Annotated in this window: 24 protein-coding genes and 1 pseudogene; 12 read left to right on the top strand and 13 right to left on the bottom strand. The window is 72.6% G+C overall.

From position 1 onward, the window contains the following. Window positions 1-192: 192 nt before the first annotated feature. Window positions 193-540, bottom strand: a complete 348-nt coding sequence (locus ACIBCA_RS07080) for an ATP-binding protein (RefSeq protein ID WP_396281785.1) — start codon at window positions 538-540, stop codon at window positions 193-195. Between the two features lie 291 nt (window positions 541-831). Between ACIBCA_RS07080 and ACIBCA_RS07075 the strand changes: the two genes are divergently transcribed. Together ACIBCA_RS07075 and ACIBCA_RS07070 are read left to right on the top strand one after the other, a co-directional pair. Further along, on the top strand, window positions 832-1,665 hold the full coding sequence (locus ACIBCA_RS07075) for a helix-turn-helix domain-containing protein (RefSeq protein WP_396281784.1): 834 nt from the start codon (window positions 832-834) through the stop codon (window positions 1,663-1,665). Then, the gene (locus ACIBCA_RS07070; RefSeq protein WP_396281783.1) at window positions 1,662-1,877 is read left to right on the top strand and encodes a DUF397 domain-containing protein; all 216 of its coding nucleotides are present in this window, start codon (window positions 1,662-1,664) and stop codon (window positions 1,875-1,877) included. Before ACIBCA_RS07075 ends, ACIBCA_RS07070 begins: the two co-directional genes overlap by 4 nt. 18 nt (window positions 1,878-1,895) lie before the next feature. Here ACIBCA_RS07070 and ACIBCA_RS07065 read toward each other — a convergent pair whose 3' ends face one another. The 4 genes from ACIBCA_RS07065 to ACIBCA_RS07050 are packed head-to-tail and all read right to left on the bottom strand — an operon-like array spanning window position 1,896 to window position 4,950. Beyond that, window positions 1,896-2,687 (bottom strand): hypothetical protein, encoded by a 792-nt coding sequence (locus ACIBCA_RS07065; protein WP_396281782.1) that lies wholly within the window; start codon window positions 2,685-2,687, stop codon window positions 1,896-1,898. A 28-nt stretch (window positions 2,688-2,715) separates the two neighbouring features. Further along, the gene (locus ACIBCA_RS07060; RefSeq protein WP_396281781.1) at window positions 2,716-3,612 is read right to left on the bottom strand and encodes an aldo/keto reductase; all 897 of its coding nucleotides are present in this window, start codon (window positions 3,610-3,612) and stop codon (window positions 2,716-2,718) included. Beyond that, the gene (locus tag ACIBCA_RS07055; protein WP_396281780.1) at window positions 3,609-4,796 is read right to left on the bottom strand and encodes a cupin domain-containing protein; all 1,188 of its coding nucleotides are present in this window, start codon (window positions 4,794-4,796) and stop codon (window positions 3,609-3,611) included. The genes ACIBCA_RS07060 and ACIBCA_RS07055 overlap by 4 nt, the downstream gene beginning before the upstream one ends. A gap of 13 nt (window positions 4,797-4,809) precedes the next feature. Further along, a complete protein-coding gene (locus ACIBCA_RS07050; protein WP_396281779.1) occupies window positions 4,810-4,950 on the bottom strand; it encodes a hypothetical protein in 141 nt (46 codons plus the stop codon). Between ACIBCA_RS07050 and ACIBCA_RS07045 the strand changes: the two are divergent. The 3 genes and pseudogenes from ACIBCA_RS07045 to ACIBCA_RS07035 form a co-directional block, all read left to right on the top strand. Then, a pseudogene (locus tag ACIBCA_RS07045) lies at window positions 4,949-5,320 on the top strand (helix-turn-helix transcriptional regulator); the annotation flags it as partial. The gene ACIBCA_RS07050 and the pseudogene ACIBCA_RS07045 overlap by 2 nt on opposite strands. A 93-nt stretch (window positions 5,321-5,413) precedes the next feature. Then, window positions 5,414-6,418 carry an XRE family transcriptional regulator gene (locus tag ACIBCA_RS07040; protein WP_396281822.1) on the top strand — a complete coding sequence of 335 codons (1,005 nt, stop codon included), beginning with the start codon at window positions 5,414-5,416 and terminating at the stop codon, window positions 6,416-6,418. Then, a complete protein-coding gene (locus tag ACIBCA_RS07035) occupies window positions 6,415-7,233 on the top strand; it encodes a class I SAM-dependent methyltransferase (RefSeq protein ID WP_396281778.1) in 819 nt (272 codons plus the stop codon). The genes ACIBCA_RS07040 and ACIBCA_RS07035 overlap by 4 nt, the downstream gene beginning before the upstream one ends. Before the next feature lie 614 nt (window positions 7,234-7,847). On the opposite strand, the gene meaB is transcribed toward ACIBCA_RS07035, so the two are convergent. Together meaB and ACIBCA_RS07025 are read right to left on the bottom strand one after the other, a co-directional pair. Beyond that, window positions 7,848-8,804, bottom strand: a complete 957-nt coding sequence (meaB, locus tag ACIBCA_RS07030) for a methylmalonyl Co-A mutase-associated GTPase MeaB (RefSeq protein ID WP_396281777.1) — start codon at window positions 8,802-8,804, stop codon at window positions 7,848-7,850. An 89-nt stretch (window positions 8,805-8,893) separates the two neighbouring features. Continuing rightward, window positions 8,894-10,102 (bottom strand): acetyl-CoA C-acetyltransferase, encoded by a 1,209-nt coding sequence (locus ACIBCA_RS07025; RefSeq protein ID WP_396281776.1) that lies wholly within the window; start codon window positions 10,100-10,102, stop codon window positions 8,894-8,896. 256 nt (window positions 10,103-10,358) lie between these two features. Between ACIBCA_RS07025 and mce the strand changes: the two genes are divergently transcribed. The 3 genes from mce to ACIBCA_RS07010 all read left to right on the top strand — a co-directional run bounded on the left by mce (window position 10,359) and on the right by ACIBCA_RS07010 (window position 16,940). Next, the gene (gene mce, locus ACIBCA_RS07020) at window positions 10,359-10,802 is read left to right on the top strand and encodes a methylmalonyl-CoA epimerase (RefSeq protein ID WP_396281775.1); all 444 of its coding nucleotides are present in this window, start codon (window positions 10,359-10,361) and stop codon (window positions 10,800-10,802) included. 501 nt (window positions 10,803-11,303) lie between these two features. Further along, on the top strand, window positions 11,304-15,899 hold the full coding sequence (locus ACIBCA_RS07015; RefSeq protein WP_396281774.1) for a hypothetical protein: 4,596 nt from the start codon (window positions 11,304-11,306) through the stop codon (window positions 15,897-15,899). 117 nt (window positions 15,900-16,016) lie between these two features. Next, window positions 16,017-16,940 carry a cellulose-binding protein gene (locus ACIBCA_RS07010; RefSeq protein ID WP_031074241.1) on the top strand — a complete coding sequence of 308 codons (924 nt, stop codon included), beginning with the start codon at window positions 16,017-16,019 and terminating at the stop codon, window positions 16,938-16,940. 134 nt (window positions 16,941-17,074) lie between these two features. Here the strand turns inward: ACIBCA_RS07010 and ACIBCA_RS07005 are convergent, their stop codons facing one another. Together ACIBCA_RS07005 and ACIBCA_RS07000 are read right to left on the bottom strand one after the other, a co-directional pair. Beyond that, a complete protein-coding gene (locus ACIBCA_RS07005) occupies window positions 17,075-17,386 on the bottom strand; it encodes a hypothetical protein (protein WP_396281773.1) in 312 nt (103 codons plus the stop codon). Continuing rightward, on the bottom strand, window positions 17,383-18,180 hold the full coding sequence (locus ACIBCA_RS07000) for an alpha/beta fold hydrolase (protein WP_396281772.1): 798 nt from the start codon (window positions 18,178-18,180) through the stop codon (window positions 17,383-17,385). The genes ACIBCA_RS07005 and ACIBCA_RS07000 overlap by 4 nt, the downstream gene beginning before the upstream one ends. A 93-nt stretch (window positions 18,181-18,273) precedes the next feature. Here ACIBCA_RS07000 and ACIBCA_RS06995 point away from each other — a divergent pair, with 93 nt between their 5' ends. Both ACIBCA_RS06995 and ACIBCA_RS06990 read left to right on the top strand, forming a co-directional pair. Continuing rightward, entirely contained in the window at window positions 18,274-19,281 is a 1,008-nt protein-coding gene (locus ACIBCA_RS06995; RefSeq protein WP_396281771.1) for an ABC transporter ATP-binding protein, read from the top strand. 1 nt (window position 19,282) lies between these two features. Continuing rightward, a complete protein-coding gene (locus ACIBCA_RS06990; protein ID WP_396281770.1) occupies window positions 19,283-20,053 on the top strand; it encodes an ABC transporter permease subunit in 771 nt (256 codons plus the stop codon). Between the two features lie 78 nt (window positions 20,054-20,131). Here ACIBCA_RS06990 and ACIBCA_RS06985 read toward each other — a convergent pair whose 3' ends face one another. Then, window positions 20,132-20,452, bottom strand: coding sequence for an ATP/GTP-binding protein (locus tag ACIBCA_RS06985; RefSeq protein ID WP_396281769.1), 321 nt, complete (start codon window positions 20,450-20,452; stop codon window positions 20,132-20,134). Window positions 20,453-20,679: 227 nt separating this feature from the next. Here ACIBCA_RS06985 and ACIBCA_RS06980 point away from each other — a divergent pair, with 227 nt between their 5' ends. Next, complete coding sequence (locus ACIBCA_RS06980) at window positions 20,680-21,999, top strand: LLM class flavin-dependent oxidoreductase (RefSeq protein WP_396281768.1); 1,320 nt, start codon at window positions 20,680-20,682, stop codon at window positions 21,997-21,999. A 133-nt stretch (window positions 22,000-22,132) separates the two neighbouring features. Here the strand turns inward: ACIBCA_RS06980 and ACIBCA_RS06975 are convergent, their stop codons facing one another. Beyond that, window positions 22,133-22,525, bottom strand: a complete 393-nt coding sequence (locus ACIBCA_RS06975) for an SCO5389 family protein (protein ID WP_396281767.1) — start codon at window positions 22,523-22,525, stop codon at window positions 22,133-22,135. Between the two features lie 480 nt (window positions 22,526-23,005). Here ACIBCA_RS06975 and nucS point away from each other — a divergent pair, with 480 nt between their 5' ends. Further along, window positions 23,006-23,665: an endonuclease NucS gene (gene nucS / locus ACIBCA_RS06970; RefSeq protein WP_396281766.1), complete on the top strand. Its 660-nt coding sequence runs from the start codon at window positions 23,006-23,008 to the stop codon at window positions 23,663-23,665. A 4-nt stretch (window positions 23,666-23,669) separates the two neighbouring features. On the opposite strand, the gene ACIBCA_RS06965 is transcribed toward nucS, so the two are convergent. Further along, entirely contained in the window at window positions 23,670-25,901 is a 2,232-nt protein-coding gene (locus ACIBCA_RS06965; RefSeq protein ID WP_396281765.1) for an ATP-binding protein, read from the bottom strand. Between the two features lie 151 nt (window positions 25,902-26,052). Then, window positions 26,053-26,364, bottom strand: coding sequence for an STAS domain-containing protein (locus tag ACIBCA_RS06960; protein WP_396281764.1), 312 nt, complete (start codon window positions 26,362-26,364; stop codon window positions 26,053-26,055). Window positions 26,365-26,768 lie beyond the last annotated feature (404 nt).

Here is a 26,768-nt window from a genome sequence, read left to right as displayed (position 1 = left end):
CCCTTACCCCAACCGATACGGTGGAGGGCCCCCGCCCCAGCCTCGGGGGGGCCCCGTATTGTGGGTCACCCCATATTTGCGGGGCCGCTGCGGGCCGCGCCGAAGCGGCGCCGAAACTCCCTGCCCCCAAGGAAACGAACTGAGGGCGGGGCCGTGGACACCTCCACGGCCCCGCCCACAGACGTATCGCACTCACAGCTTCACGACGACCGGCGCGGGCTCACACTCACACCAGACCACCTTTCCGACCCCACCCTCCCTGGGGCGGTACCCCCACTCGGTGGCGAGGGCGTCCACGAGGAGCAGACCACGCCCGCAGTCGGCGGTGAGGCCGGGCCGCTGGGGCACGGGCAGCCGGTCGCTCGCATCGTGCACCTCAATGCGAAGCCGAGCGGCGTTCACCTCGAAGGACACCCAGATCAGCCGCCCCGGCATACCCGAGTGCAGCACGGCGTTCCCGACCAACTCCGAGGTGAGCAACTCTCCCACCTCGGCGTAGCGGTCGCCGTCCGGCACGGAGGCGAGCAGCCCACGCAGCATCCGCCGCGCGAGCAGCGGAGACCGGCGGGAGCGCGGGAACCAGCAACTGCGGGTCGAGGCAAAGGGATGCCCGGCAGCCCACCCGCTTTGATCACACTCTGTCGTTCGGGCGACTACGCCATGTAGCATGCAGCTACCTTAAGATCATCCGCAACGTTGCGCGAAGAAAAGGTGCGAGCAATTGGAGCTGCCCGTCCGACTACTGTGAACGCAGATTGACCGCCGATCAGAGGAGATCGCGTGCAACCGGATCGCGTCGCAAGCGCGCCATCCACCGTGCTGGGGTGACAGTTGGGCGAGGAACTGCGCGGCCTGCGAGAGCGCACGGGCCTGAGCACCAACGCGGTGGCCGATGCGCTGGATTGCACCAAAGGCAAGATCTCGCGCATCGAGAACGGCCGCAGCCCAGTTCGAATGCCGGATCTCACTGCGATGCTCCACCTCTACGGTGTTGACGATCCGACAGTTCACGAGCGTCTTACCGAACTGGCCCGTACCGCGAACAAGCGGCGGCGTGGAAACGGCTGGTGGAACGAGTACGGCAGCGTGCTCGCGGACACCTACCGTGACTTCATCGCCCTTGAAGCAGTCGCCTCATCGGTGCGCACATTCCAAAGCCAGATGATCCCGGCTCTGTTGCAAACTCCGGATTATGCGCGTGCGCTCACCACAGCCGGTCGCCGCTGGAAGCAGCCGGCGGAAATCGAGCAGTTCGTGACCGTTCGCCTCATGCGGCAGCAGCGACTCACCGCCGATCCCCCGCTCTCCCTCTCCGTCGTGCTGGCCGAGGGGGCATTGCGCCAGCAGGTCGGCGGACCTGCCGTCATGAGGGATCAGCTCGCACACCTGGCGCGTGCCGCCTCCATGCCCAACGTTTCCGTTCGGGTGGTCCCGTTCAGCGTCGGCGCGCACGCCAGCATGGCCGGACCGTACGTGATCCTGGGATTCCCGTCCGAGGCCGCGATGGATGTCGTCCTGCTGGACAACCCATCGGGCTCGATGTGGCTCGAGGGTTCGACGGAGGTGGAGACGTATCTGGAGCTTTGGAACGATGTCTGCACCAAAGCACTCCCAACTGCGGAATCCCTGGAACTGATCAACTCGATCAAGGAGCTCGGCTCATGACCAAATCCCCCGATCTCTCCACTGCGATATGGCGAAAGAGCTCGTTCAGCGGCCCGGACAACGAGTGCATCGAGGTCGCAGACGGGTTTCCCGAGGTCCTACCCGTCCGCGACTCCAAGGACCCCGATGGCCCTTCTCTCCTCTTCACCTCAGCTGCATGGACCGCGTTCATCACCGCTGTTCGCTCGGGAGACCTCCCTGAGGCGCATTGACCGGCAACGGATCTGCCGCTACTTCTCGCCGAGGTGAGCCAACCGCGCGCGCAGCGGTCCCTCCAGTTCGAGGTTGTCGCCCCGCGTGACCGTCTGCAGCAACTCGGTGATGACCGCCAGCTCCGCGAACCTGCCCGCCGGGGTTTCCAAGATGTGGCCGAGTCGTCGCCGGACGTCAGCAGCCGTGTCGGGAACCAGGAGGCTGTAGGCGTGAAGGAGCGCCGCGTCGTACCCGGCGGGCGCGAGGCCCCAGCCTTCCCAGTCGAGGATGGCGAGGGCCGGGCTCGTGAGGTTGGCCCAGTGCAGGTCACCGTGGGCCGTCGTCCATGCAGGGACTCTGGTGTCGATCGGGATGCCCAGATACTGGGGCATGGCGCGGTCCAGGTATTCCTGCCGGACCGCCACACGGTTGCTGGGAACCTTGGCGATGGAGTCGATGGCGGTGCCGAGTTCGTCCCACCAGGCGTCGTCGAGGTCCGGTGCCTTTCGAAGGATGGGCTCGTAGGTGGTGATGGTGGAGTCGGTGATCCTGTCGTACAACTCCGCCAGGTAGCCGTGCCCGCCCTCGGTCCAGGTACGCCGTCCCCGCAGGCGCGGCCTGGGCACCACGGGAGGCATAAGCCGTTCTGCCTCCTGCGGCCCTTCCCAGAGCTTTCCGCCAGCCTTGTCGGCCGGAGCGGACACCAGACGGAGCCAGGCATCGCCTGACGAAGTGGCGACCGGACGGCTCAGGGTCCGGCCGCGCCAGCCCCACGCCTCACGCGAGCCGATCGGCGTCACGTCGAGCGCCGTTGCCGATTCGGCGTGCATTCTGCGCATCCGCCTGGCGGTATCCGGTTCAGGTTCCGAGTACATCAACGACCCTTCGAAGGACGTCCGGAGACAACGGCGGTCCGCCGACTGCTTCGACGGCCCGTGTCCAGTGTTCCGGTTTCCCCGTCGACAGGAGCACGCGCTTCACTCCCAGCGCCGAGGCGACGACGGCCAGGGCCACCTCAGCAGGCGTCTTGCCAGGGGCGATCAGCTCGGACAGTTCCGGGGTCACCATGGCGGGGATCTCGCCGCCGTGGAGCGGGGCCGAGGCGAACACCTCCAATCCCGCAGCCAGGGCATCGGCCAGCGGGCCGTGTCCGTCGAGAGCCTGGGCGACGGGCTTGAGATGGACGAGGGAGACCGGGAGTTGGATGGCCCACAGGTGGTGGTTCGGCCCACCGGCCTTGGTGGCGAGGTCGATCAGCGTGCGAACGTCGAACAGACCGCTGCCGAATCCACGCCAGGTCGCCACCCCGTAGGCGCCGATGATCTGCCGACTGCACGCCTCCTCCAGGGCCAGGAAGGCGTTGAAGAGCCGATCAATGATCTCGGCTTCCGAGCAGGCGTGCTCGGGGTTGTGTACGAATACCAGGTCGGGTTCCCGGCCGAGCATGAGGCAGGTGCGCGCGAGCTGCCAGGCGATGTAGTCGGGAGCGAGGCAGTGGCCGCACTCGACGTCTGCCGGGGACAGGGCACCTGCTCGCAAACCGATGTGTCCGGCACCGGCCGGGACGAAGCCCACCTTCGTGGAGACGCACAGATTCGGGTGGGCAGTCAGAGCCGCGGCCAGAGACATCTCCGCCCGGCCGCCTGCGTAGTTGGGTGCCGTATCCACCCAGTCGGCACCTCGGGCGGCAGCCATCTGTGCGGCCCCGGCCACATCGGGGCAGCGGTAGGTGCCGAGCCCCAGCCGCACCGTCATCGAACACCCCCGATCGCAACGGCTTGGCCGTCGACCAACTCCGTCACGACACCGGCCGCCTGCCCGAGGGTGATGCCCGCAGCCTGCGCGAGATCGGCGAGCCGGTGGGGCTTCCCGTCGGAGAGCGTCGCGAGCATCGGCTCCGCCTTGGCGGCGAAGGTCCACTCCTCGCCGCCGGCGGTCAGCCGGACGGTGCTGTCGGGCCCGGCCACGAGCACGGGCCGCGCCGTGACCAGGCGCACCAGGAGGTCGGCATCCGGTGGAGCCGCGCTGATGTACGGCAGCGAGGGCACGAGCCGGGCGCGCTCGGTGGCGTCGCGGGCGGAGGAGAAGCGAGCGATCAGGTCGTCGCTCTCCAACTCGGCCGCAATCAGCTTGCCGAAGGAGGCCAGGAAGCCTCGCTGTTCCTCGGAGGTCCCGAAGCGCGGAAGGTCCGCCCGCACGGCCTCGTGGGCACGCAGCGTCTCCGACAGCCAAGTGATCAGGTCGGCGCCCGTCGTGCTCTGCAGCCCGCAGGTGACGTGCAGTGAGTGCTGTCCCTCGGAGGCGGCGACGGCGTGCCACCATCCCCGAGGCAGGTAGAGCAGATCACCGGCGGTGAGTACCAGGTCGGCGACGGGCGCCTCGGGCGGTGGTTCGGGCGTCTCGACGTCGCGGTGCATCGGCACCGTGCGGGTGGGGCCGTAGATCCGCCAGCGCTTCGCGCCGTCGAGCTGGACGACCACCACGTCGTGATCGTCCCAGTGAACTCCGAAGCCCTCGACGCCTGTCCAGGACGCGTACAGGTTCGCTTGCACACCGGTGCGCAGCCAGCGCTCCAGCTGGGCGGCCAACCCACCGATTCCAGCGTGGAGTTCATCGACGGCGTCCAGCACCAGCGTGGCTCCTTCCACCAGGCGCCGGTGCAGCTCGGACGGCTGGAGCTGGTACCAGACGGTGCTGCGCCGCGTGACGATCGGACGGGAGTACCGATGCGCCGGCACCTGCTCCCCGTTGGAGGCGAGGCGGAATCGCGGGGCTTCGAGCCGGTGGTGGGTGAGGATGACGTTCAGGTCGTCCCAGCTCATCAACCCGACGAGTGACGCGGCTTCGCCGCGAACGACCTTGTAAGTGCGGCCGAACGTCCGGGCGAGGAAGACGTCCCCGCCCAGACGCTCGACCACCGAGAGCTGCTCGGTGGTCATGGGGATGCGGCCGTCAGTCGTTGGTGTCGGTACGGCCGGTGGAGCCACCGTCGGACGGCTGCTCGCCGCGCGAGCGGGCCGCGGCGACCTTCACGCGGGCGACCAGCAGGCCGTCACCCTCCGAATCGGTGCTGGTCGTCAGGTGTTCGGGCATGAGGTTCTCCTTCGGAGATGGGTTCGTACCGGGATTCACCCGGCCGGTACCTACCGAAGCGCCTCCAACATCGGTGAACCAGAGCAGAATTGGGGCATCGATGAGGCATCCGTGCTGCAAACCGACGCGTGACCAGGGTTGTCGTCGATGCAGCCGAACGGAACGGATACATGGCGGGAGATGTGCGATGGCTGCCAGACGGCACCGGCTCATCCAGCACAGAAAGGCCGTTGGCCACACTCAGGAGTCCTTGGCTGAAGCGATCCAGGTGGACCGCACAACCCTCGGACGCTGGGAGAACGGCAGGGCTTCCCCTCAACCCTGGATGCGACCGAGGCTCGCCCGTGCCCTGAGGGTCTCGGTCGAACAGTTGGCCAACCTGTTGGAGACCTCTCCGGCGACCTCCGTAGTGCTGGCTCCGACCACCGGGCCCACGAGCAGGGGCGGCGGTCTCGTTGCGGCCGTGGCAGCCGACTCGGCAGAGTCCGCTCTCTTCCTTCGCTTCGCGAGCGTCTCCAACGCGAGTGACACGGTGCTGGAACAGATCGACGCGGACATCGAGAGGCTGGCGGCGGACTGTGTCAGCACACCGGTGTCCGGGCTCTTCCACGAGATCGGAGCGTTACGGCGAGGAGTGTTCGACTTGCTCCGAGGACGCCAGCATCCGCGTCAAACAAGCCACCTCTACGTGCAAGCCGGACGCCTCTGCGGCCTGGCCACTCACGTTGCCCTCGACCTCGGCCAGTACAGAGCCGCTGCAACGCACTCTCGAACAGCCTGGCATTGCGCCGAGTCAGCCGGCCACAACGGCCTGCGGGCCTGGGTCCGCTCCGTCCAATCCCTGATCGCCTACTGGCAGCAGGACCACCGCCAGGCAGCGGAGCTGGCCAGAGCCGGACTGCCTTTCGCCGACGATGGAACGATCGCAGCCCGTCTGCTCAGCCTCGAAGCACGAGCCGCTGCCGCACTCGGCGATCATACGAGCGCGCTACGAGCCGTGGAGATGGCCGGGGCGGCACGAAGCACGGTGGCCACGATCGATCTTCCCGGCGTGTTCACGTTCCCCGAGGCCAAGCAATGGACCTACACGGGGACTGCTCTCCTCGCCCTCCGCAGTCGACCTCATGTGAACCATGCCATCGAGGCATCCACAAGAGCCATCGCGATGTACGAGTCCGCACCTCGTCAGGAGCAGTCCTCCGGCGACCTGCTGGCCGCCCATCTCGACCTCGCCCACGCCCATCTCGCACACGGTGACCTCGACGGTGTCCAGGCGAAGCTCGCGGTCGTCCTCGGTGCTGCGCCGGATCGGCGAACGGCGAGTATCTCCAGTCGGCTTCGGGCATTGCGCGCTGCTCTCGCCGAGCCCGTCTACTCGGGCTCCCCCTTGGCCTTGAGCCTCCGCGAGAATGTCGCGGAAGCTTGCTTCCGGCCCGCACCCATGAACCCTCCGGAGCTGCCCCAGTGACGAGCAACACCTCGCAGCAGGATGCCGCTGTGACCGACCGGGCGATCCTCGCGACCAGTGCCTACGGGGACGAGCGCCACTTGGCCGCCCGCCAGTCGATCTACCAATGGCAGCGGCCGCGGTACGACCTGCCCGGGATCGTCGTCGAGGAACTGGCGGGGACCAACGGCACAGTCGTCGATGTCGGATGCGGCAACGGCAGGTTCGTCGGCCGTCTGCGCACCGACCGGCCCGACCTCCAGGTCATCGGCGCGGACCTCTCGGCAGGCATCCTCGCCGACGTCGCGAGGCCGACTCTGGTGGCCGATGCCCAGGCGCTGCCCTTCGCCGACGGCAGCGTCGACGCGCTGTTGGCCCTGCACATGCTGTACCACCTGGGCGATATCGAGGCGGGCGTCACGGAGCTCGCCCGGGTTCTGCGGCCGGGGGGTCTGCTCATCGTCTCGACGAACAGTGACGGCGACAAGCAGGAACTGGACCGGCTCTGGGTCAGGGCCGCCGGGGATGTCCTCGGCATCCCGGAGGGCCCGTCCCGGGTCTCGCTCAGCTCCCGGTTCTCGTTGGAGAAGGCGTCCGGCTACCTCGGGAGTGCCTTCGGGGACATCCAGGTGCGGGAGCTACCCGGCACTATCGAACTCACCGATCCTTCACCGGCCATCGCCCACCTGGCGTCCTACGAAGCATGGGCCGACCAGAGCAGCGTCCCCTTCCACGAAACCGTCCACCGGGCCACCGAGATCGTCACCGCCGCCATCGAGACCCAGGGCTCGTTCACCATCACCTGCCTCGGCGGCATTCTGACCTGCCGCCTCTGACCCATCCCAGGCTCTTTCCCTGCTGCCCGCCGGAACCTTCCGGCGGGCAGCAGGAACAGCTGGATCAAATACCGCTGCATAGGAAGTCGGCCAGGCCGACTTCCTATGCAGCGCTTGAGTTCCGGCGGCGCCGGCCAGCCCTGGCCGGCGCCGCCGGTGCCGTGCGTTTCCAGCAAGGGTGGGCGAGTGGGGAGCTCGGTCTTTTGAGGGGGCCCGGGTGCTTGCGCCCGGGCCCCCTCAAAGCTGCGCTGCTCATCCCCACAAAACTAGCCTCCGCAGTTTTTAGGTGGCCCCGGCCGAATCGGCCGGGGCCACCTTCCAATTTCTCAAAGCTCATTTTTCCGATGCCCAATTCCACTGGGGTTGCCACGTGTGGATGCTCCCGGGGTGGGTGGGGGCGCATCTTTTTTTAGGCGGGCCCGGGTGCTTGCACCTGGGCCCGCCCAAATTTTCACTCTTTGTTTCCGCAGCACTGGAATGTGGGCGGCCCGGCCGAATCGGCCGGGCCGCCCGTTGACGTGCGGTTCGTTTCTTTCGCCACGCCACGGTGGAAATTGGTACTGCGCACAACGCCGCCGCCCCGGAGGTCCGGGGCGGCGGTGGGCGGGGTGCTGTCAGGAGGTGGTCAGGGCGGCGATGAGGTGGTCGGCGGCCGTGTAGGGGTCGAGGTCGGCGGCGGCGACGCGGTCGGCGAGGGTGGGGAGGTGGCGGTCGCCGCGGAGGTCGCCGATGCGGGCGCGCAGTTCGGCGAGGGCGATGGCCTCGATCTCGGCGGCGGCCCGGCGCCGGCGGCGGGCGGCGAGTTCGCCGTGCTCCTCCAGCCAGGCGCGGTGCTTCTCGAGTGCCTCGACCACCTCGTCCACGCCCTCGCCCCGCGCGGCGACGGTCTTGACGATGGGCGGCCGCCAGTCCCCCGCCTCGCGGGCCTCGCCGAGGCCGAGCATGTGGTTGAGCTCGCGCGCGGTGGCGTCCGCGCCGTCCCGGTCGGCCTTGTTGACGACGAACACGTCCCCGATCTCCAGGATGCCCGCCTTGGCCGCCTGGATGCCGTCGCCCATCCCGGGCGCGAGCAGCACCACCGCGGTGTCGGCCTGCCCGGCGATCTCCACCTCGGACTGCCCGACGCCCACGGTCTCCACGAGGATCACCTCGCACCCGGCCGCGTCCAGCACCCGCAGCGCCTGCGGCGCCGCCCAGGAGAGCCCCCCGAGGTGCCCGCGGGTGGCCATCGAGCGGATGAACACCTCCGGGTCGGTGGCGTGGTCCTGCATCCGCACCCGGTCGCCGAGCAGCGCCCCGCCGGAGAACGGCGAGGACGGGTCGACGGCCAGCACCCCGACCCGCTTGCCCAGGCGCCGGTACGCGGAGACCAGCGCCGAGGTGGAGGTGGACTTGCCGACCCCTGGCGAGCCGGTCAGGCCCACGGTGTACGCCCGCCCGGTGTACGGCGCGAGCGCGGCCATCGCCTCCCGCAGCTGCGGCGCGGCGTTCTCGACCAGCGTGATCAGCCGGGCGACGGCCCGCGGCCGGCCCTCCCGGGCCTGCTCGACCAGCGTGGCGACATCGATCATGAGGATCTCCCTTGCAGATGCCGAAGCAGATGCCGAAGGGGCTGCGGACCGCTGGTGAGCGGTCCGCAGCCCCGGGGGCGGAGCAGTGGTCAGGCCCGCGGGCTCTGCTCGCCAGGAACCCGGACGATCAGCGCGTCGCCCTGCCCGCCGCCGCCGCACAGCGCGGCCGCGCCGATGCCGCCGCCGCGGCGCTGCAGCTCCAGCGCGAGGGAGAGCACCACGCGGGCACCGGACATGCCGATCGGGTGGCCGAGGGCGATCGCCCCGCCGTTGACGTTGACGATGTCGGCGGAGACGCCCAGGTCCTTGGTCGACTGGTGGGCGACGGCCGCGAACGCCTCGTTGATCTCGACGAGGTCGAGGTCGGAGACCTCCAGCCCCTCCTTGCCCAGCGCGTGCTTGATCGCGTTGGACGGCTGCGACTGCAGCGAGTTGTCCGGGCCGGCGACGTTGCCGTGGGCGCCGATCTCGGCGATCCAGGTGAGGCCCAGCTCCTCGGCCTTGGCCTTGCTCATCACGACGACGGCGGCGGCGCCGTCGGAGATCTGCGAGGAGGTGCCGGCGGTAATCGTGCCGTCCTTGGTGAAGGCCGGGCGCAGCTTGGCGAGGCCCTCGACGGTGGTGTCGGCGCGGATGCCCTCGTCCTGGCTGAACAGGACCGGCTCGCCCTTGCGCTGCGGGATGGCGACGGGGACGATCTCGGCCTCGAACACGCCGTCGGCCTGCGCCTTGGCGGCACGCTGGTGGGAGGCGGCGGCGATCTCGTCCTGGACCTCGCGGGAGATGCCCAGGCGGGTGTTGTGCTTCTCCGTGGACTCGCCCATCGGGATGTTCTCGTAGGCGTCGGTGAGGCCGTCGTGGGCCATCGAGTCGAGCATCGCGATCGCGCCGTACTTGTAGCCCTCGCGGGACTTGGGCAGCAGGTGCGGGGCGTTGGTCATCGACTCCTGGCCGCCGGCCACGACGATGTCGAACTCGCCGGCGCGGATGAGCTGGTCGGCCAGGGCGATGGCGTCCAGGCCGGAGAGGCAGACCTTGTTGATGGTGAGCGCCGGGACGTTCATCGGGATGCCGGCCTTGACGGCGGCCTGGCGGGCGGGGATCTGGCCCGCACCGGCCTGGAGCACCTGGCCCATGATCACGTACTGGACCTGCTCGCCGGTGATGCCGGCCCGCTCCAGCGCGCCCTTGATCGCGAACCCGCCGAGGTCGGCGCCGGAGAAACCCTTGAGGGAGCCGAGCAGGCGGCCCATCGGGGTCCGTGCCCCGGCAACGATCACAGAGGTGGTGTTGGTCATGGGACGGGCCCCTTCGCACGTCGTGGCCAGGTGAGGATGCGCTCAATGTACTGACCTGCTACCCGCGCGTCACCGGAGCAACGGTGTGATCGAGCGCACTGGCACAGTCCAGTCAACACCGTGCCGACACGGTTCGGGTGAACCCGGCCGGGCCCCTGCCCGTGTGAGCAGGCTCGCATCCCGGGCGCTGGCGCCGCCGTCGGCCATGCGCTCCACTTGGACCGACCTCACCCCTCTACGGCCCCGGAGGCCCGTCGTGCTGACCCGCATCGACCACATCGGCATCGCCTGCCGCGACCTGGACAAGACCGTCGAGTTCTACCGCGCCACCTACGGTTTCGAGGTGTTCCACACCGAGGTCAACGAGGAGCAGGGCGTCCGCGAGGCCATGCTCAAGATCAACGACACCGGTGACGGCGGCGCCTCCTACCTCCAGTTGCTGGAGCCCACCCGCCCGGACTCCACCGTCGCCAAGTGGCTGGAGAAGAACGGCGAGGGCGTGCACCACATCGCCTTCGGCACCGCCGACGTGGACGGCGACTCGGAGGCCATCCGCGACAAGGGCGTCCGGGTCCTGTACGAGCAGCCGCGCATCGGCTCGATGGGTTCGCGGATCACGTTCCTGCACCCCAAGGACTGCGGCGGCGTGCTGACCGAGCTGGTCACCTCCGCCGAGCCGGGCACCCACGACGCGCACTGAAACGGCACGAACGACGCACCCGCGGTGCCGTCCGCGACCGGCGGCACCGCTAGCGACCCGTCAGTAACCTCGTCGGACAACCGGAAAACCCCCACGCGGCCATTCCCCCGCAGTGCGCTCCCACTACAATGCCCAGGTGCGCGACGGCTCCGGGGGACGGAGACGGCGGGCACAGCCGATGACAGGCCCGTCCGCCCTCCGGTGGGTCGGCCCGTCGCAAGGGGAGTCCCATTACGCGGGCACGGCTGAACGGTCGCTACAGGGATCTGTCACCATTCTCCACAAGGCAAGAGTTCGCCCAGGAGTCCACCCGGACGGAGGAACGCGGCACCCCCGCGCTCCCACGCCCAGGACTCCGGTGACCACGGCCGCCGGCCCCGGTTAGACGGGGGCCGTCCGGCGACCGCGGATGCAAGGACCAGCAGGACCGGAGCCCCGGGGAACGGGAGCCCGGAACCGGCCGGGTCGAAGATGCGACCAGGAGATGGATGGGACCGCGGAGTGCGGGGCAACGACCGCTACGAGGCTGACGATCACCTCTCCCAGTTCGAGGCCGAGATGGGTCGGACTCGGAAGGAGCGGGACAAGGCAGTCGAGCACGCCGAGGACCTCGCCTACCAGGTGGAGGTGCTCCGGGCGAAGCTGCACGAGTCCCGTCGCATGCTCGCCCAGCCGCGCGCCTTCGACGCCGTCTCCGGCCAGGCCGAGCAGATGCTCCGCACGGCCGAGATGCAGGCCCAGCAGCTGCGCGCCGACGCCGAGCGCCAGCTGCGCGACTCCCAGGCCGCCACCCAGCGGATCATGGCCGAGGCCGCCGAGCGCAGCGCCCGCCTGGAGGCCGAGCTCGGTGCCCGCCGCCGCCAGCTGGAGGAGGAGCTCGCCGAGCTGCGGCTGGCCGCCGAGCAGCACGTCAGCGGCTGGGCCGAGCAGACCAGGGCCGGCTCCGAGCAGGAGGCCAACCGCCTGCTCCAGGAGGCCCGCGTCGAGGCCGAGCGCATGGTCGCCGCCGCCCGCGCGGAGGCCGTCGCCCTCGCCGACCAGGCCCGCGCCCAGACCGCCGCCGACGTGGACGCCGCCCGCGGCGAGGCCCACGCCGCCGCCGAGGCCGCCCTCCAGCGCGCCCAGAACGACGCCGAGCGGCTGCTGCGCGCCGCCTCCGAGCAGGCCCAGCAGGCCGGCGCCCAGGCCGCGGCCGAGGTCGGCGCGGCCCGCGGCGAGGCCCAGCAGCAGCTGGCCGCCGCCCACGCCGCCGCCGAGCAGCAGCTGGCCGTCGCCCGGGCCGAGATCGACCGCCTCAAGAACGACGCCGCCACCGAGCAGGCCCGCGCCGAGCAGCAGCTCGCCGACGCCAAGGCCGAGATAGAGCGGCTGCGCGCCGAGGCCATCGCCGAGGCCGAGCGCACCCGCCGCGAGGCTTCCGAGCTGCGCGCCCAGGCCGAGCAGGCCGCCGAGCAGCTCCAGGCCGACGCCGAGGCCGCGGCCGAGCGCAAGGCCCTGGACGGCGAGGCCGCCAACGAGCAGCGCTCGCAGACCGCCCGCGCCGAGATCGCCCGGCTGGTCGCCAAGGCCACCGCCGAGTCCGAGGCGATCCGCGCCGAGGCCGAGGCCGTACGGTCCCAGGCCGCCACCCGCCAGGCCGAGGCGGAGGCCGCCAAGGCCGCCGCCTCCGAGGAGAGCGAGCGGCTGCGCGCCACCGCCGAGTCGGTGGCCGCCGAGCTCAAGGCGGAGGCCGAGGCCGCGATCGCCGAGCTGCGCGCCCTCGCCGAGCGGGACGTCGCCGACCTGCGGGCGCAGGCCGAGGCCGACGCCCAGCGGATGCGCGGCGAGGCCGAGGAGGAGGGCCGCGCGGCCGGCGCCAAGGACGCCACCGTGCACCTCGCCAAGGCCGCCAAGACCGCCGAGGAGATGCTCGCCCGCGCCAACCAGGACGCCGAGACCGCCCGCGGCGAGGCTTCCGCCGAGGCCGAGCGGATCCGCGCCGAGGCCAACGCGGAGGCCCAGCGGCTGCGCGAGCAGGCCCAGGCCGCCGTCGAGCAGGCCCAGAACGCCGCCCTGGACGACGCCGCCGCGATCCGCGAGCGGATCGAGCGCATGCAGGACGAGGCCGCCGCGCTGCGCGCCGAGGCCGAGGAGCTGCGCGCCCAGGCCGCCGCCGAGGCCGACCGGGTGCGCGGCGAGGCCCGCCGCCAGGCCGTCCTGCAGATCGAGGAGTCGGCGAAGAACGCCGAGGAGCTGCTCACCCGGGCCAAGGCCGACGCGGACGAGCTGCGCTCGGGCGCCGCCGGCGAGATCGAGCGGCTGCGCGCCCAGGCGCAGGAGCAGGCCGCCGAGACCCAGGGCCGGGCCGAGCAGACCCTCGCCCGGGCCCGCGCCGAGGCCGAGAAGATCGCCGCCGCCGCCGAGCAGCAGAGCCAGGACGCGCTGGCCTCCGCCAAGGCCGCGGCCGCCGAGAACCGCACCGCCGCCGAGCGCGAGACCGCCGAACTGCGGCGCGAGGCGAGCGAGTTCGACCAGCGCGTGCGCGCCGAGGCCACCGCCGCCGCCACCGCCCTGACCACCGAGGCCCAGGCCGAGGCGAACGCCGTGCGCGACGCCGCCGTGGCCGACGCGGAGCGGGTGCGCACCGAGGCCGACACGGAGGCCGCCCGCACCCGGGCCGAGTCCGAGGCCGCGGCGACGGCGCTGCGCGAGGAGAGCCGCCGCGAGCACGAGGCCGCCGCCGAGGGCCTGCGCCGCGAGCGCGAGGAGACGGCCGAGCACCTGGCCGCCGCCGAGGCCGCCCGCACCCTGGCCGAGCAGACCGCCGCCGAGCTGACCGAGCGCACCGCCGCCGAGACCGCCGAGCTGCGCACGGCCGCCGAGGCGTACGCCACCGAGCAGCACGCCGAGGCCGACGCCTACGCCGAGCGGGTGCGCGCCGAGGCCGAGCAGGAGGGCGCCGCCCGCCGCGAGGCCACCGCCGCCGAGACCGCCCAGCAGCGCGAGGCGGCCCACGAGTACGCCGCCGAGCTGCGCGCCGAGGCCCTGCGCGAGACCGCCGAGCAGCGCGAGGCGGCCGACGAGTACGCCACCGCCCAGCGCACCGAGGCCGACGGGTACGCCCAGGCCGTACGGGCCGAGGCCGAGGAGCACCTCGCCCAGGCCCTGGCCACCGCCGAGGAGCAGCTGGCCCAGGCCGCCACCGCCGCCGAGCAGCGCCGCGAGGAGGCCCGCCAGGACGCCCGGGCGACCCGCGAGAAGGCCGCCGCCGAACTCGCCCTCGCCGACGAGCAGGCCGAGACCGTACGGGCCGAGGCCGGCCGCCTCCTGTCCGAGGCCCGCGCCGACGCGGACGGCATCCGCGAGGAGGCGGCCGCCGAGCTGGAGCGCGCCCGGGGCGAGGGCCGGGACCTGGTCGCCGCCGCGAAGGCGGAGGGCGCCGCCCTGGTCTCCGCCGCCGAGGACGAGGCCGCCGAGGTCCGCCAGGCCGTGGCCGGGCTGCACGAGGCCGCCGCCGAGCAGATCGCCGCCCTCAGGGCCACCGCCGAGCGCGAGGCCGCCGAGGTCCGCGAGGCCGCCGAGGCGTACGCCGCCGAGCAGCACGCCGAGGCCGATGCCTACGCCGAGCGGGTGCGCGCCGAGGCCGACCACGACACCGCCGAGCTGCGCGCCCGTACCGACGCCGAGACGACGGCCCTGCGCGAGCGCACCGCCCTCGACCTGGCCGCCGAACGCGAGGCCACCGAGGCCGAGCTGGGCCGCCGGCGCGCCGAGGCGCAGGCGTACGACGAGCAGCTGCGCCACGACGCCGACCACGAGCTGCGCGCCGCCGAGGAGGCGTCCGAGCAGCTGCGCGCGGACACCGAGGCGCAGGCCGCCCGGACGATCGCCGAGGCCGAGGCCCAGGGCGCCCGCACCGTCGCCGACGCGGAGGAGCTGGCCGCCTCGCTGCGCGCCGAGGCCGAGGAGTACGCCCTCGCCACCCGCACCCTGGCCGACGAGTACGACTCCGCCGCCCACGCCCGCGCCGACGCCTACGACGCGGACACCCGCGAGGCCGCCGAGCAGTTCGACAAGGCGACCCGCGACCGGGCCAAGGCCGTGCTGGAGAAGGCGTTCGCGGACGCGGAGGCCCTCGGCGAGGACGCCCAGACCACCGCCCTGGCCACCACCGCCGCCGCCGAGGAGCAGGCGGACGCGATGGTCGCCGCCGCCCGCAAGGAGGCCGACCGGCTGGTCGCCGCCGGCGAGGCCGCCGGTCAGGCCGAGGTGGAGAAGGGCCGCGCCGACGCCGACACGCTGCTCGCCGAGGCCCGCCGGGACGCCACGGCGATCCGCGAGCGCGCCGAGGAGCTGCGCGAGCGCACCGACGCCGAGGTCGAGGCCCTGCACGAGCGCGCCCGCAAGGAGAACGCGGCGGCGATGAAGTCCGCCGGCGAGCGGGTGGACGCGCTGGTGACGGCCGCCCAGGAGCAGCTGACCGAGGCCGAGGAGCAGGCGGTGGCCACCGTCGCCGAGGCCGAGGACCGCGCCGCCGCCCTGGTCGCGGCGGCCGAGGACCGGGCCTCCGAGCTCACCTCGGAGGCGTCGGCGGAGGCCAGCAAGGTCCGGCTGTCCGCCGTCCGCAAGGCCGAGGGCCTGCTCAAGGAGGCGGAGACCAAGCTCGCCACCTCCACCGACCGCGCCGAGGCGCTGATCGAGAAGGCGGAGGCGAAGCTGTCCTCCGCCGAGTCGGAGGCCGAGGAGCAGCTGGACCGGGCCTCCGCCGAGGCGGAGAAGCGGCTGCGCGAGGCCGACCGCACCGCGGACGAGCAGATCGAGCTGGCGAAGGCGGAGGCCGAGCGGCTGGTCGCCGAGGCCAGGGCCGAGGCGCAGCGGGTCACCGACGAGGGCCGGCGCGAGCTGGACGAGCTGGTGCGCCGCCGCAAGGACATCAACACCGAGATTTCCAGGGTGCAGGACGTGCTGTCCGCCCTGGAGGCGTTCGAGGCACCGTCACCGGTCGCCCAGGCCAACGGGGGAAGCAACACCAAGAAGGACGGGGGTGCCAAGGCCGGTGCCGGGGTTGGCTCCCCCCGGTCGGGTGGCAATCGCTCCAAGAGCTCACCACCCGATTGAGCGGACATTGGCGGTCATTGTCCGTGAGAGAACGGCATTTCGCCGTCGACACTCCGGTACCGTGTCAGGATTCCCTCAACCACCTCAGCGGTTTGACGACAGGAAGCCCAGAACCCCATGAGCGACAGTCACTCCCCTCACGGCTTCGACCTGGTGCGCCGTGGGTACGAGCGTGCCCAGGTCGACGAGCGGATCACCAAGCTGGTGGCCGACCGTGACAGTGCCTTGACCCGGATCAGTGCGCTGGAGAAGCGCATCGAGGAGCTCCACCTGGAGACCCAGACCGCCCAGGCGGCGGTCGCCGAGCAGGAGCCCTCGTACGCCGGTCTCGGCGCCCGCGTCGAGAAGATCCTGCGCCTCGCCGAGGAGGAGGCCAAGGACCTGCGCGACGAGGCCCACCGCGCCTCCGAGCAGCACCGCGAGCTGGCCGAGGCGGCCGCGCAGCAGGTGCGCACCGAGGCCGAGAACTACGCCAAGGACCGCAAGGCCAAGGCGGAGGACGAGGGCCTGCGGATCGTCGACAAGGCCAAGAGCGACGCGGCCCAGCTGCGTGCCGAGGCCAACAAGGACGCCCAGAACAAGCGCGAGGAGGCGGACGCCCTCTTCGAGGAGACCCGCACCAAGGCCGCCCAGGCCGCGCTGGAGTTCGAGACCAACCTGGCCAAGCGCCGCGAGCAGTCCGAGCGCGACCTGGCCGCCCGTCAGGCCAAGGCCGAGAAGCGCCTCGCCGAGATCGAGCACCGGGCCGAGCAGCTGCGCCTGGAGGCGGAGAAGCTGCGCACCGACGCCGAGCGCCGTGCCCGCCAGACCGTCGAGACGGCCCAGCGCCAGTCCGAGGACATCGTGGCGGACGCGAACGCCAAGGCCGACCGCATCCGCAGCGAATCCGAGCGCGAGCTGGCGGCGCTGACGAACCGTCGCGACAGCATCAACGCCCAGCTGACCAACGTCCGCGAGATGCTGGCCACGCTGACCGGCGCGGCCGTGGCCGCCGCCGGCGTGCCGAGCGACGACACCGCGGGCGTGCCCGCCCAGCGCTGACACCCGGCGCTGACACCCGGCGCTGACACCCGGCGCTGACACCCGGCGCCGACACCCGGCGCTGACGCTGCAGAATCCCCTGTCCGACAGGCCCTCACCCGCCCGGGTGAGGGCCTGTCGGCCGTCAGGCGTCACTACCTCGGGTAGGCCCCGTCGGGGCGCTGGTAGCCGCTGCTGAGCTGGTTGCCCTCGTCGTCGGAGACGGTGCCGAACCAGGAGGTGCACCAGACCGTCACGGAGTCCGGCCAGTACTGCACCTCGAAGGGGTGTCCGGGGCCGTAGTCGCCGTAGGAGGTGACGATGAAGGTCTCGCCCGGGCGCATCCAGTAGTCCTCGCCGAGCGGTTCCAGGGTGAGCTCGACCAGCCCCTCGCCGCGGTTGGTGATCGGCATCCGTCCGCTGACCTCCAGGGCGGAGAAGTCCCAGCCGGCCGCGTCCGCACTCATCCGGCGGCCACCCGGGCGAGGAGGCGGCGCACGGCGGCGGTGAAGGCCTCGGGCGCCTCCAGGGGGCTCAGGTGGCCCGTCTCGGGCAGCACGGTCAGTTCGGCCTCCGGCAGCAGGCGGGCCATCAGTTTGGCCTCCTCGACGGCCACCAGGGCGTCCTGGGCGCCCGCGAGGAGCGCGGTCGGCACCCGGAGGCCCGCCAGGGTCTCCTGGGAGTCAGGGCGGGCCGCCATGGCCCGCTGGGCCCAGGCGACGGCGGCGGGCGGGGCCGCGGCCACCATCGACTGCACCCGCTCCACGAGGTGCTGGGAGCCGGGCGCGAGCTGCCCGGCAGCGACCTTCTCCTCCAGCAGCAGCTGCACGCTGTCGCGGGCGGTGACGGCGGCGGCGATCCGCTCCCGGTTGGCGCGCGCGGCGTCGGTGTCGGCGGTGGCGCGGGTGTTGGCGAGCAGCAGGCCCGCGAGGCGGTCCGGGTGGCGGCGGGCGAGGGCCAGCGCCACGTAGCCGCCCATGGAGACCCCGGCGACCACGGCGCGCTCCACGCCGGCGGCGTCCAGCAGCAGCGCGAGGTCGTCGGCGACCAGGTCCAGCGAGGGTTCGTCCGAGCCCAGCTCGGTGCCGCCGAAGCCCCGCTGGTCGGGGGCGAGCACCCGGGCCTCGTCCCCGGCGGTGCCGGGCAGCGCGTCCAGTTGGGCTGAGAACATCGAGGCGTTCAGCGGGAAGGCGTGCAGCAGCAGGACGGGTGTTCCGGAGCCGCTCTCGCGTACCGAGACGGCGGAGGGGAGCTGGGTCATGGGCCCACCGTATTCCGGCACGCCCACGGGGCCCACTCAGCGGGCCGAGGTATCCGCTTTGTCCTAGCCTTCCAGAGAGCAAAGGGAGCCCGAATGATCGAGTTGCACGAACTGACGAAACGTTACGGCAAAACGCTGGCGGTGGACCGGCTGAGCTTCAAGGTGCCCCAGGGGGTGGTGACCGGCTTCCTCGGCCCCAACGGCGCCGGCAAGTCCACCACCATGCGGATGATCCTCGACCTCGACCGCCCGACCGGCGGCAGGGTCACCATCGACGGCAAGCGCTACGGGCAGCTCAGCGAACCGCTCAAGTACATCGGCGCGCTGCTGGAGGCCAAGGCCGTCCACCCCGGCCGCACCGCCCGTGACCACCTGCTCTGGCTCGCCCAGAGCAACCGCATCCCCGAGCGCCGGGTCGACGAGGTGCTCTCGCTGGTCGGTCTCACCCCCGTCGCCCGCAAGCGGGCGCGCGGCTTCTCCCTCGGCATGGGCCAGCGCCTGGGCATCGCCTCCGCGCTGCTCGGGGACCCGGAGATCGTCATGTTCGACGAACCGGTCAACGGCCTCGACCCGGAGGGCATCCTCTGGATCCGCAACCTGATGAAGCGCCTGGCCGCCGAGGGCCGCACCGTCTTCGTCTCCTCGCACCTGATGAGCGAGATGGCCGTGACCGCCGACCACCTGGTCGTCATCGGCAGGGGCCGCCTCCTCGCCGACCTGCCGATGCCCGAGTTCATCCGCCGCAACTCCCGCTCCGCCGTACGGCTGCGCACCCCGCAGCCCGAGCGGCTGCTGGACGTGCTCGCCGGCGCGGGCCTGCGGCACGACCCCGGGCCCGACGGCTCGTACGAGGTCGTCGACGGCGACCTCGCCGCCATCGGCGAGCTGTGCGCCGCGAACGGCGTGGTGCTGCACGAGCTCAGCCCGCAGCAGGCGTCGCTGGAGGAGGCGTTCATGCAGATGACGGCCGATTCGGTCGAGTACCACGCGGGCGACGGCCCCGGCCGCGACGCGGCGGGTGCCCCCGGCGTCTGGGGCGAGGGCTGGAAGGCGGACGGCTCCCGGCCGGCCGCCGCCGTGCGGCAGCAGGAGGAGAACTGAGATGGCGTCCTTCCCGGCGATCCTCCGCTCCGAGTGGACGAAGATCCGCAGCGTCCGCTCGACGGTCTGGACCCTCGCGCTGGCCTTCGTGGTCACCGTGGGCCTCGGCGCGCTGCTGTCCCTGCTCACCAACAACAACTTCACCGAGTTCCGGCGCCACGAGGTCGACACCCCGTTCGACGCCACCGGCACCGCCTTCTCCGGCATCATGCTCGGCGAGCTGGCCATCATCGTGTTCGGTGTGCTGGCCATCGGCAACGAGTACAGCAGCGGCATGATCAGGGTCACCCTGGCCGCCGTCCCGCAGCGCGGCACCCTGCTCACCGGCAAGGCCGTGGTGCTCGGGGGCCTCGCCCTGGCGGTCTCGCTGGTGACGGCCTTCGTCACGTTCTTCCTCGGCCAGGCGCTGCTCGGCACCCACTCCACCACCCTGGGCGAGCCGAACGTGCTGCGCGCGGTGCTGGGCGCGGCGGTGTACCTGACGCTGCTGTGCCTGTTCGCGGCCGGCGTCACCACGATGCTGCACAACCAGACCCTGGCGCTGGGCGTGCTGGTGCCGTTCTTCTTCCTGCTCTCGCCGATCCTCTCGGCCGTGCCGAAGGTCAAGACGCTGGCGCACTACTTCCCGGACTACGCGGGCTCGCGCATGCTGCTGGTCTACGAGCAGCACGGCCAGCCGTACGGGCCCCTGGCCGGCTTCCTGATCTGTCTGGCCTGGACCCTCGCGGCCCTGGTCGGCGGCGCGCTGGTGCTCAAGAAGCGCGACGCGTAGGCGAGTTCGGGCTCAGCGCCCGATCAGCGCCCGGTCAGGACCCGGTCAGGACTCGATCAGGAACGGACCAGGAGCGGATCAGTACCGAGGAGCGCCGCGGCCCCGCAGCAGGTTGGAGGCCCGGCGCTCCCGCGCTCCCCAGCACGCCCGGTGCCAGTGCCGCCGGTCGTCCACCCCCGCGCCGTGCATCGGCCACGCCACCACATGGCCCACCCCGGGCGGGATCTCCTGGTCGCAGCCCGGGCAGCGGTAGAACCGCCCCGCCGTGCCGGCGACCGTCTGGACCACCCAGTCCTCGCCCTGGTAGTTCTCGGTGCGACGCAGCGATCCGCCGAGCGGAGCGGCCGGTTCGGCGCTCTCGCGGGGGGCGGCGCTCTTGATCCGGTTGTGGCGGGGCACGGCGGACTGCCTCTCTTCCGGGGCTCTGGACCTTCCAGCCTAGAGGTTGTCCCTACCCGCTCCAGGGCCTCTATCACGGGTTCGGCCGGGACTCGGCGGTTTTTACCGAGATCCACCCGATCATCGGGCGAATTCGGGGTTCCGCGTGCCATTGGCACATGACATCGGATACCCACGAAGGGACACGGCGGGGCCGGCAGACCCCGCGCACTCATGGAGGCCCAAGGATGACCAAGACCGGCGACCGAGCCGAGACCCGCCGGCCGGTGGGCGTGCGCCCACCCGCCCCCGGCCCGGCGCTGGGCCACGTACCCCCGCTGACGGCCGTCGCGGGCGATCCGCTGCCCTCCGCCCAGCGCGTCGCACTGCCTCCGGACACCGCTCCGGTACGCGTCGGCGCCTTCCTGCTGTCCGCGCAGTTCCCCGGGCAGAGCCACGGCGAGGCCCTGGACCGCACCGTCCGCGCCGCCGTCGAGGCCGAGCGCGCGGGCCTGGACAACGTCTGGCTGGCCGAGCACCACTTCGTCCCGTACGGGGTCTGCCCCAACGCGGCGACCCTGGCCGCGCTGCTGCTCGGCCGCACCCGCCGGATCGGCGTCGGCACGGCGGTCAGCGTCCTGTCCACCGCCCACCCGGTGGCGCTCGGCGAGCAGGCCGCCCTCCTGCACCTCACCTCCGGCGGGCGGTTCACCCTCGGCGTGGGGCGCGGCGGGCCGTGGATCGACCTGGACGTCTTCGGCGGCGGCGTGGACGCCTTCGAACGCGGCTTCCCCGAGCGGCTGGACCTGCTGATGCGCTGGCTGCGCGGCTCCCGGGTCGGCGCGGAGGGCCCGCAGTTCAGCTTCCCCGAGGTCGCCGTCGTCCCCCGGGCCACCGAGCCGTTGCGCCGGCCGGGCCTGGGCAGCTGGCTCGGCCTGGAGGAGTCCGCCGCCGTGCGCTTCCCGCGCCAGCGCCAGGACACCGGGCCGCTGACCGTCGACCCGCCGGGCGACGACCTGACCAGCGCCGGACGCCCGGTCGCGGGCCCGCCGGTGATCGTCGCCTGCACCTCGCCGGGCGGCGCGAAGCTGGCCGCCGAGCGGGGCCTGCCGATGCTGCTGGGCATGCACTCCGGCGACGAGGACAAGCTGCGGATGCTGGAGCTGTACCGTTCCGCCTGGCTCGCCGCGGGGCGCGGCGAGGAGCAGCTGCGCCGCGTCACCCGCCAGCACGTCGCGGCGGGCGTCGCCCAGGTGGAGGACCGTTCCTCCACGGCCCGGGCGACGCTGCTGAACGCGATGCCCGGCTGGTTCGAGTACGGGCTCGGCGCGCACCGCACCGTCGACGGACGCGAGCGCAAGATGCGCGACCCGCGCGAGTACACCGAACTCCTCTGCGACCTGCACGCGGTGGGCACCCCGCGCCAGTGCGCCGACCGGCTGCTGGCCACCGCCGAGCGCACCGGCATCCGCCGCTTCGCCCTGCTCGCCGAGGGCAGTGGCGACCACCAGGCGACCCTGCACAACATCGCCCGGCTCGGCTCCGAGGTTCTGCCGCAGCTGAGTTGAGACCGGCCCCGGCCCGGCCTCCTCATCCGGACGCCCGTCGGCCGCCGCCGCCCCCGGTCGGAAGGGGCGACGGCGGCCGACGCCGGGCCGATCGGTCGGAGCCGATCAGTCACAGCCGATCAATCGGAGCAGATCAGCAGTCCCGCAGTTCCTCGGACTGGTTGAGCAGCTGCTCCCGGACGGAGGTGAAGCGCTCGAAGCGCGCCTCGTTCGGCCCCGAGGGCAGGAACACCGCGACGCGGTGACAGTTCTGGAACGCCAGCCGGACCCCGAAATGGCGCTGCAGGGCACCCCGGATGGCGTCGCTGGCGAGGGCGCGCAGCAGCTGACCGCGCGCCTGCTCGCTCGGCGGCGGTACGTGGTTGTCGGCGAAGTCGGTGCCGTCGACCTTCGCCTGGGCGACCAGCGAACTGATCAGGTCCCAGGCGTACGGCAGCGAGACGCGGACGCAGTCGACGAATTCCCGCTCGTCGACCTCGCCCCGCTCGGCCTTCTCCAGCAGGGCCGGTGAGACGTCGAGCGACATGGGTTCTCCTCTCGCGGCCCACCCGCGCGGCGCACGGGTGGTCATGCGTAGTCCAAGCTCACAGTGAGGGTGACGGCGGAAGCGCATGGGGTGTCCGGCACCCGAGGGACGGGGTTCCGGCACCTTCGCGAACCGCGGTGGCGCCACGGGACGTGACGTCCCGGACACCGAAAGCGCTCAGGACAGCGTGGCAGTCAACCGCGCGACTGGCTTGTGATTCCTTCGGATTGCTCCGGAAATATGCCTCGACGCACCAGATTGGCCAGATCCTGTTGGATCGTTCATCTGAAGTCTCCATCCCCGTTGACGCGGTTCCGCAATCGTGCCGTCACACACGGTAGAGATCCCACTTGAGGGACGCCAGACCGCGAACGGCGGCAGCGGAACAGCTGAAACTCCATGTTCGCGGCGTTCGCGCTTTCTTCACCCGGTCGTCTCGGAATCGCATCAACTGGCCCCGGTGGGCTAGCGTGGTCGACCGTGCGTCTCGTAATTGCCCGCTGCTCAGTCGACTATGCCGGTCGGCTCTCCGCCCATCTGCCCTCCGCCACCAGGCTCATCCTGGTCAAGGCCGACGGCAGCGTCAGCATCCACGCCGACGACCGTGCCTACAAGCCGCTCAACTGGATGTCCCCACCGTGTGTCCTCAAGGAGACGGACGGGGTCTGGACGGTCGTGAACAAGGCCGGCGAGAAGCTCATCATCACACTGGAGGAGGTGCAGCACGACTCCTCCCACGAGCTCGGGGTGGACCCCGGCCTCATCAAGGACGGCGTCGAGGCCCACCTCCAGGAGCTGCTCGCGGACCGCATGGAGGTGCTCGGTGCCGGCTGGTCGCTGATCCGCCGCGAGTACCCGACCGCGATCGGCCCGGTCGACATCCTCTGCCGCGACTCCGACGGCGCCACGGTGGCCGTCGAGATCAAGCGCCGCGGCGAGATCGACGGCGTCGAACAGCTCACCCGCTACCTCGAACTCCTCAACCGGGACCCACTGTTGGCCCCGGTCAAGGGCGTCTTCGCCGCGCAGGAGATCAAGCCCCAGGCCCGGGTGCTGGCCACCGACCGGGGCATCGGCTGCGTGGTCCTGGACTACGACGAGCTGCGCGGCATCGACGACGACAAGCTCAAGCTGTTCTGACGCGTCAGCTCGGCGTGGAGGACGCGCTCGGCGTGCCGGTCGGCGTCGGGCTCGCCGACTGGGTCGGGGTCGGGCTCGCCGAACGCGTCGGCGAGATGCTGAACGAGGGCCACGGCACCGCGGTCTGCGACGGCTGCTGAGGCGGCGCCGGAGGCTGCTGCGTCACCGGCTGGGCCGGGTCCGTCTCCCCCGCCCCCGGCGAGCGCGTCGCCCGGTGCGTGGGCGAGGCGCTCGGCGAGCGCGAGGGCCCGCTCTCGGACGGCCCCGGGCTCTCCCCCTCCCCCGTCGGGCTGCCCGGCGCCGAGCCGCCCGTACCGGCCGTCCCGCTCTGGGTGGTGGAGGCGTGCGGCACCGGCGGCCCGTCCAGGCTGTCGCCGACGTCGTCGAGCCGCCCGTGCGGGTCGTTGCCCTTGGGCTGGTCGGTGCCGATCGTCATCGCCGTCGCCGTCCCGAGCACCCCGAAGGTGAGCAGCGCCGCGGAGGCGAGGATCACCCGGCGCCGGCGGCTGGAGCGCAGCCGGCGCGGCACCCGCGCGGCGATCTTGCGGATCACCGGGCCGCGCGCGGCGACGGTCACCGGCGCGGCGGCCGGCAGCTGCCGGCCCTCGGCGCGCAGCAGGTCGAGCATCCGGCGCGCGCCCGCGACGCCGCGCTGCTCCCCGGCGGCGGCCCGCAGGGTGAGCGCCGTCTCCAGTTCGGCCACGGCCCGGGAGGGCTGCTGCACGCAGATCGCGTGCACGGCCGCCTCGTGGTGGAACCACGCCTGGTCGACCGCCGAGTCGGCCCGCCGGGCGGCCTCCAGGCCCAGTTGCAGGACCCGCTCCCAGGCGCCCCAGCGCAGCGCGAGCGCCAGCGCGGGCGCGGCGGCCCTGGCCAGGCGCACCACGGCCGCGTCCCGCCCGGCGGCGCGGTCGGCGAGCAGGACGCCGATCACCACCTCGGCCTCCGCGGCGATCTGCTCCGGCGACACCGAGCCGTGCCCGACCCACCAGGCGAAGTGCTGGGCGGCGCCGTCGACGCAGCCGTTCGCGGGCCAGTGGGGGGCGAGCAGTTCGAGTGCCCCGGCGGTGAGCCGGTGGTGCCCGCCGATGGACACCGCCAGCCCGGCGTCGGCGAGTTCGGCGAGCGCGGCCTCGCCCTGGCCGACGTCGATGAGCGCGGGCAGGTGCGGCGCGGTGGGGCACTCGCCGCCGAGCGCCACGGCGAGCCTCAGGACGGCCTGGGCGGGCTCACTGAGCCCCTCGGCGAGCCGGACGGCGGGTGAGGCGGTCTCGGCGACGGAGGGCAGCGGGACGGAGCGGCGCAGCGCGTTCTCGTGCACGGCCGGGTCCGGGTGTTGGACGGGCCCCTGGACGGCCCCGAAGACGCCCAGGCGGTCCTCCTCGGCGGCGACCAGCGCGTCCACCGAGACGTCCCGCTGGCGCAGCAGCGCGGCGGCCTGGACGAAGCGCAGCGGCAGCCCCTCGGACTCGAACCAGAGGTCGACGGCCCAGGCCTTCTCCTCCACGTCCAGCGGCCGCCCGGCCAGGCGCGCGGTGAGGGCGAGGCAGGCGGCGCGGGAGAGCCCGGCGACGAGGTGGTCGCGCAGGTGCGAGTCGGCGGGCAGCGCGGGGCTGCCGGGGGCCACGGAGAGGAGGAAGGCGCAGCCGGGGGCGGCGGCGAGCACCTGCTCCAGCTCGGCGCCGGAGGGCTCGGCCTCGTCGATGACGACGACGGCGGCAACCTCGGCGAGGTGCGCGGCGAGCTGGCCGGGGTCGGGCCGGTAGCCGGGCGCGTGGTGGGTGGCGGCGAAGAGGTCCTGGAGGAGGTCGGCGGCGGTGCGGCGGTGCCCGCAGAGCTGGACGACACCGCCGGGGGCGAGGTCGGCGGAAGCCTCGGCGACGGCCGACAGCAGTGCGCTGCGGCCCGATCCGGCCTGGCCGACCAGGCGTATCGAGCGGCCCTCGGCGAGCAGGCCCAGCAGTTCGGCGACGTCGGCCTCGCGGTCGAGCATCGGCAGGTCGGCGGGTCCCGCGCCCATGGCGAGCGGGCCGACGGCGCGGCCGGCGACGTCGGCGGGGCCCCGGGCGGGTTCGCTGCGCTCGATCCGGCGGGGGCGCGGGCGCCACTCCTCGGGGCAGGGGCGGACCTCGGAGCCCTCGGGGGCGCCGACGCCGACCAGCAGGCCGCCGCAGACGAGTTCGCCGCCGCGGGTACGGGCGGCCTCCTGCCGGAACTCCCCGGATGGCTGTGCCACGTTTGTGCTCCGCATCGTGCTCGGCGGCCGTCTTCTGACGGGCAGACTCTCGCACATCGGGCCCCGACCGCGCAGGGGCGGCCCGGTGCACGATCGGGGCGGGAGGGCGTGTCTTGCGGCTCACGCCGGGCGGGCGCCGCCGGGGCACGCCTTAGGAGACGTGCGCCTCGACGCCGTCGACGGCGAGGATGCGGTGGAGCTTGGTGGCGACGAGCAGCCGCTGGAGCTGGGCGGGGACGGAGCGCAGGACCAGGCGGCGCCCGATGCGGCCGGCCCGCCGGTGGGTGCCCATGATGACGCCGAGGCCCGTGGCGTCCCAGAACTCCAGCCGGGCGAGGTCGAGCACGAGGTCTCCGAGGCCGCCGTCCACGGCCTGGTGCAGCAGGGCCCGCGCGTCGGCGGCGGTGCGCACGTCGAGGCGGCCTTCGATGGCCAGCGCCCGGTGGTCGCCGGTGATGCGCATGCACTCCTCCTTCGCCTGCTCGGTCGCCTGCTCTGTCGCCTGCTCTGTCCGCTTCGGGGACTGGGGGTGGATCGGGCGGGGCGCCGTGACGCTGCCGCTCACCCGTTCCCGGACGGAAGGCCGGGTTCCCTCATCTGACGGTGAACCGGCACCCCAGGTTGCTGGTTCCGGCCTGATCTGAAGCAACTTCACTCGTCCGAGGGAATATACGCAGTCAGTCTCCACACCTACGCTCGATTCCCGCCCAAATCACCCGTCTGCGGCACCGGCGTGAGGAAACTCACCCGACCAGGTGGGGCCGGGGGGGCGGGGGGGCGCCCCCCGCCGCCCGGGGGGCGGGGGGGGGGGGGGGGGGGGGGGGGGGCCCGCGGGGCCCGCCCGGGGCCGGGGGGGGGGGGGGCCGG

The organism is Kitasatospora sp. NPDC051170 (assembly GCF_044455705.1).
GTDB lineage: Bacteria > Actinomycetota > Actinomycetes > Streptomycetales > Streptomycetaceae > Kitasatospora.
Note: the sequence above shows the minus strand (reverse complement) of the source record. Positions and strands in the feature narration are given on the sequence as shown.

Coding starts and splice junctions, on each gene's coding strand:
- ACIBCA_RS06980 (WP_396281768.1), top strand. CDS start 20,680: ATGACCAAGACCGGCGACCGAGCCGAGACCCGCCGGCCGGTGGGCGTG.
- ACIBCA_RS07055 (WP_396281780.1), bottom strand. CDS start 4,796: ATGACCACCGAGCAGCTCTCGGTGGTCGAGCGTCTGGGCGGGGACGTC.
- ACIBCA_RS06975 (WP_396281767.1), bottom strand. CDS start 22,525: ATGTCGCTCGACGTCTCACCGGCCCTGCTGGAGAAGGCCGAGCGGGGC.
- ACIBCA_RS07070 (WP_396281783.1), top strand. CDS start 1,662: ATGACCAAATCCCCCGATCTCTCCACTGCGATATGGCGAAAGAGCTCG.
- ACIBCA_RS07065 (WP_396281782.1), bottom strand. CDS start 2,687: ATGCACGCCGAATCGGCAACGGCGCTCGACGTGACGCCGATCGGCTCG.
- ACIBCA_RS06995 (WP_396281771.1), top strand. CDS start 18,274: ATGATCGAGTTGCACGAACTGACGAAACGTTACGGCAAAACGCTGGCG.
- ACIBCA_RS07000 (WP_396281772.1), bottom strand. CDS start 18,180: ATGACCCAGCTCCCCTCCGCCGTCTCGGTACGCGAGAGCGGCTCCGGA.
- ACIBCA_RS06960 (WP_396281764.1), bottom strand. CDS start 26,364: ATGCGCATCACCGGCGACCACCGGGCGCTGGCCATCGAAGGCCGCCTC.
- ACIBCA_RS06990 (WP_396281770.1), top strand. CDS start 19,283: ATGGCGTCCTTCCCGGCGATCCTCCGCTCCGAGTGGACGAAGATCCGC.
- ACIBCA_RS07005 (WP_396281773.1), bottom strand. CDS start 17,386: ATGAGTGCGGACGCGGCCGGCTGGGACTTCTCCGCCCTGGAGGTCAGC.
- ACIBCA_RS07080 (WP_396281785.1), bottom strand. CDS start 540: ATGCTGCGTGGGCTGCTCGCCTCCGTGCCGGACGGCGACCGCTACGCC.
- ACIBCA_RS07050 (WP_396281779.1), bottom strand. CDS start 4,950: ATGCCCGAACACCTGACGACCAGCACCGATTCGGAGGGTGACGGCCTG.
- ACIBCA_RS07060 (WP_396281781.1), bottom strand. CDS start 3,612: ATGACGGTGCGGCTGGGGCTCGGCACCTACCGCTGCCCCGATGTGGCC.
- meaB (WP_396281777.1), bottom strand. CDS start 8,804: ATGATCGATGTCGCCACGCTGGTCGAGCAGGCCCGGGAGGGCCGGCCG.
- ACIBCA_RS07010 (WP_031074241.1), top strand. CDS start 16,017: ATGAGCGACAGTCACTCCCCTCACGGCTTCGACCTGGTGCGCCGTGGG.
- ACIBCA_RS07025 (WP_396281776.1), bottom strand. CDS start 10,102: ATGACCAACACCACCTCTGTGATCGTTGCCGGGGCACGGACCCCGATG.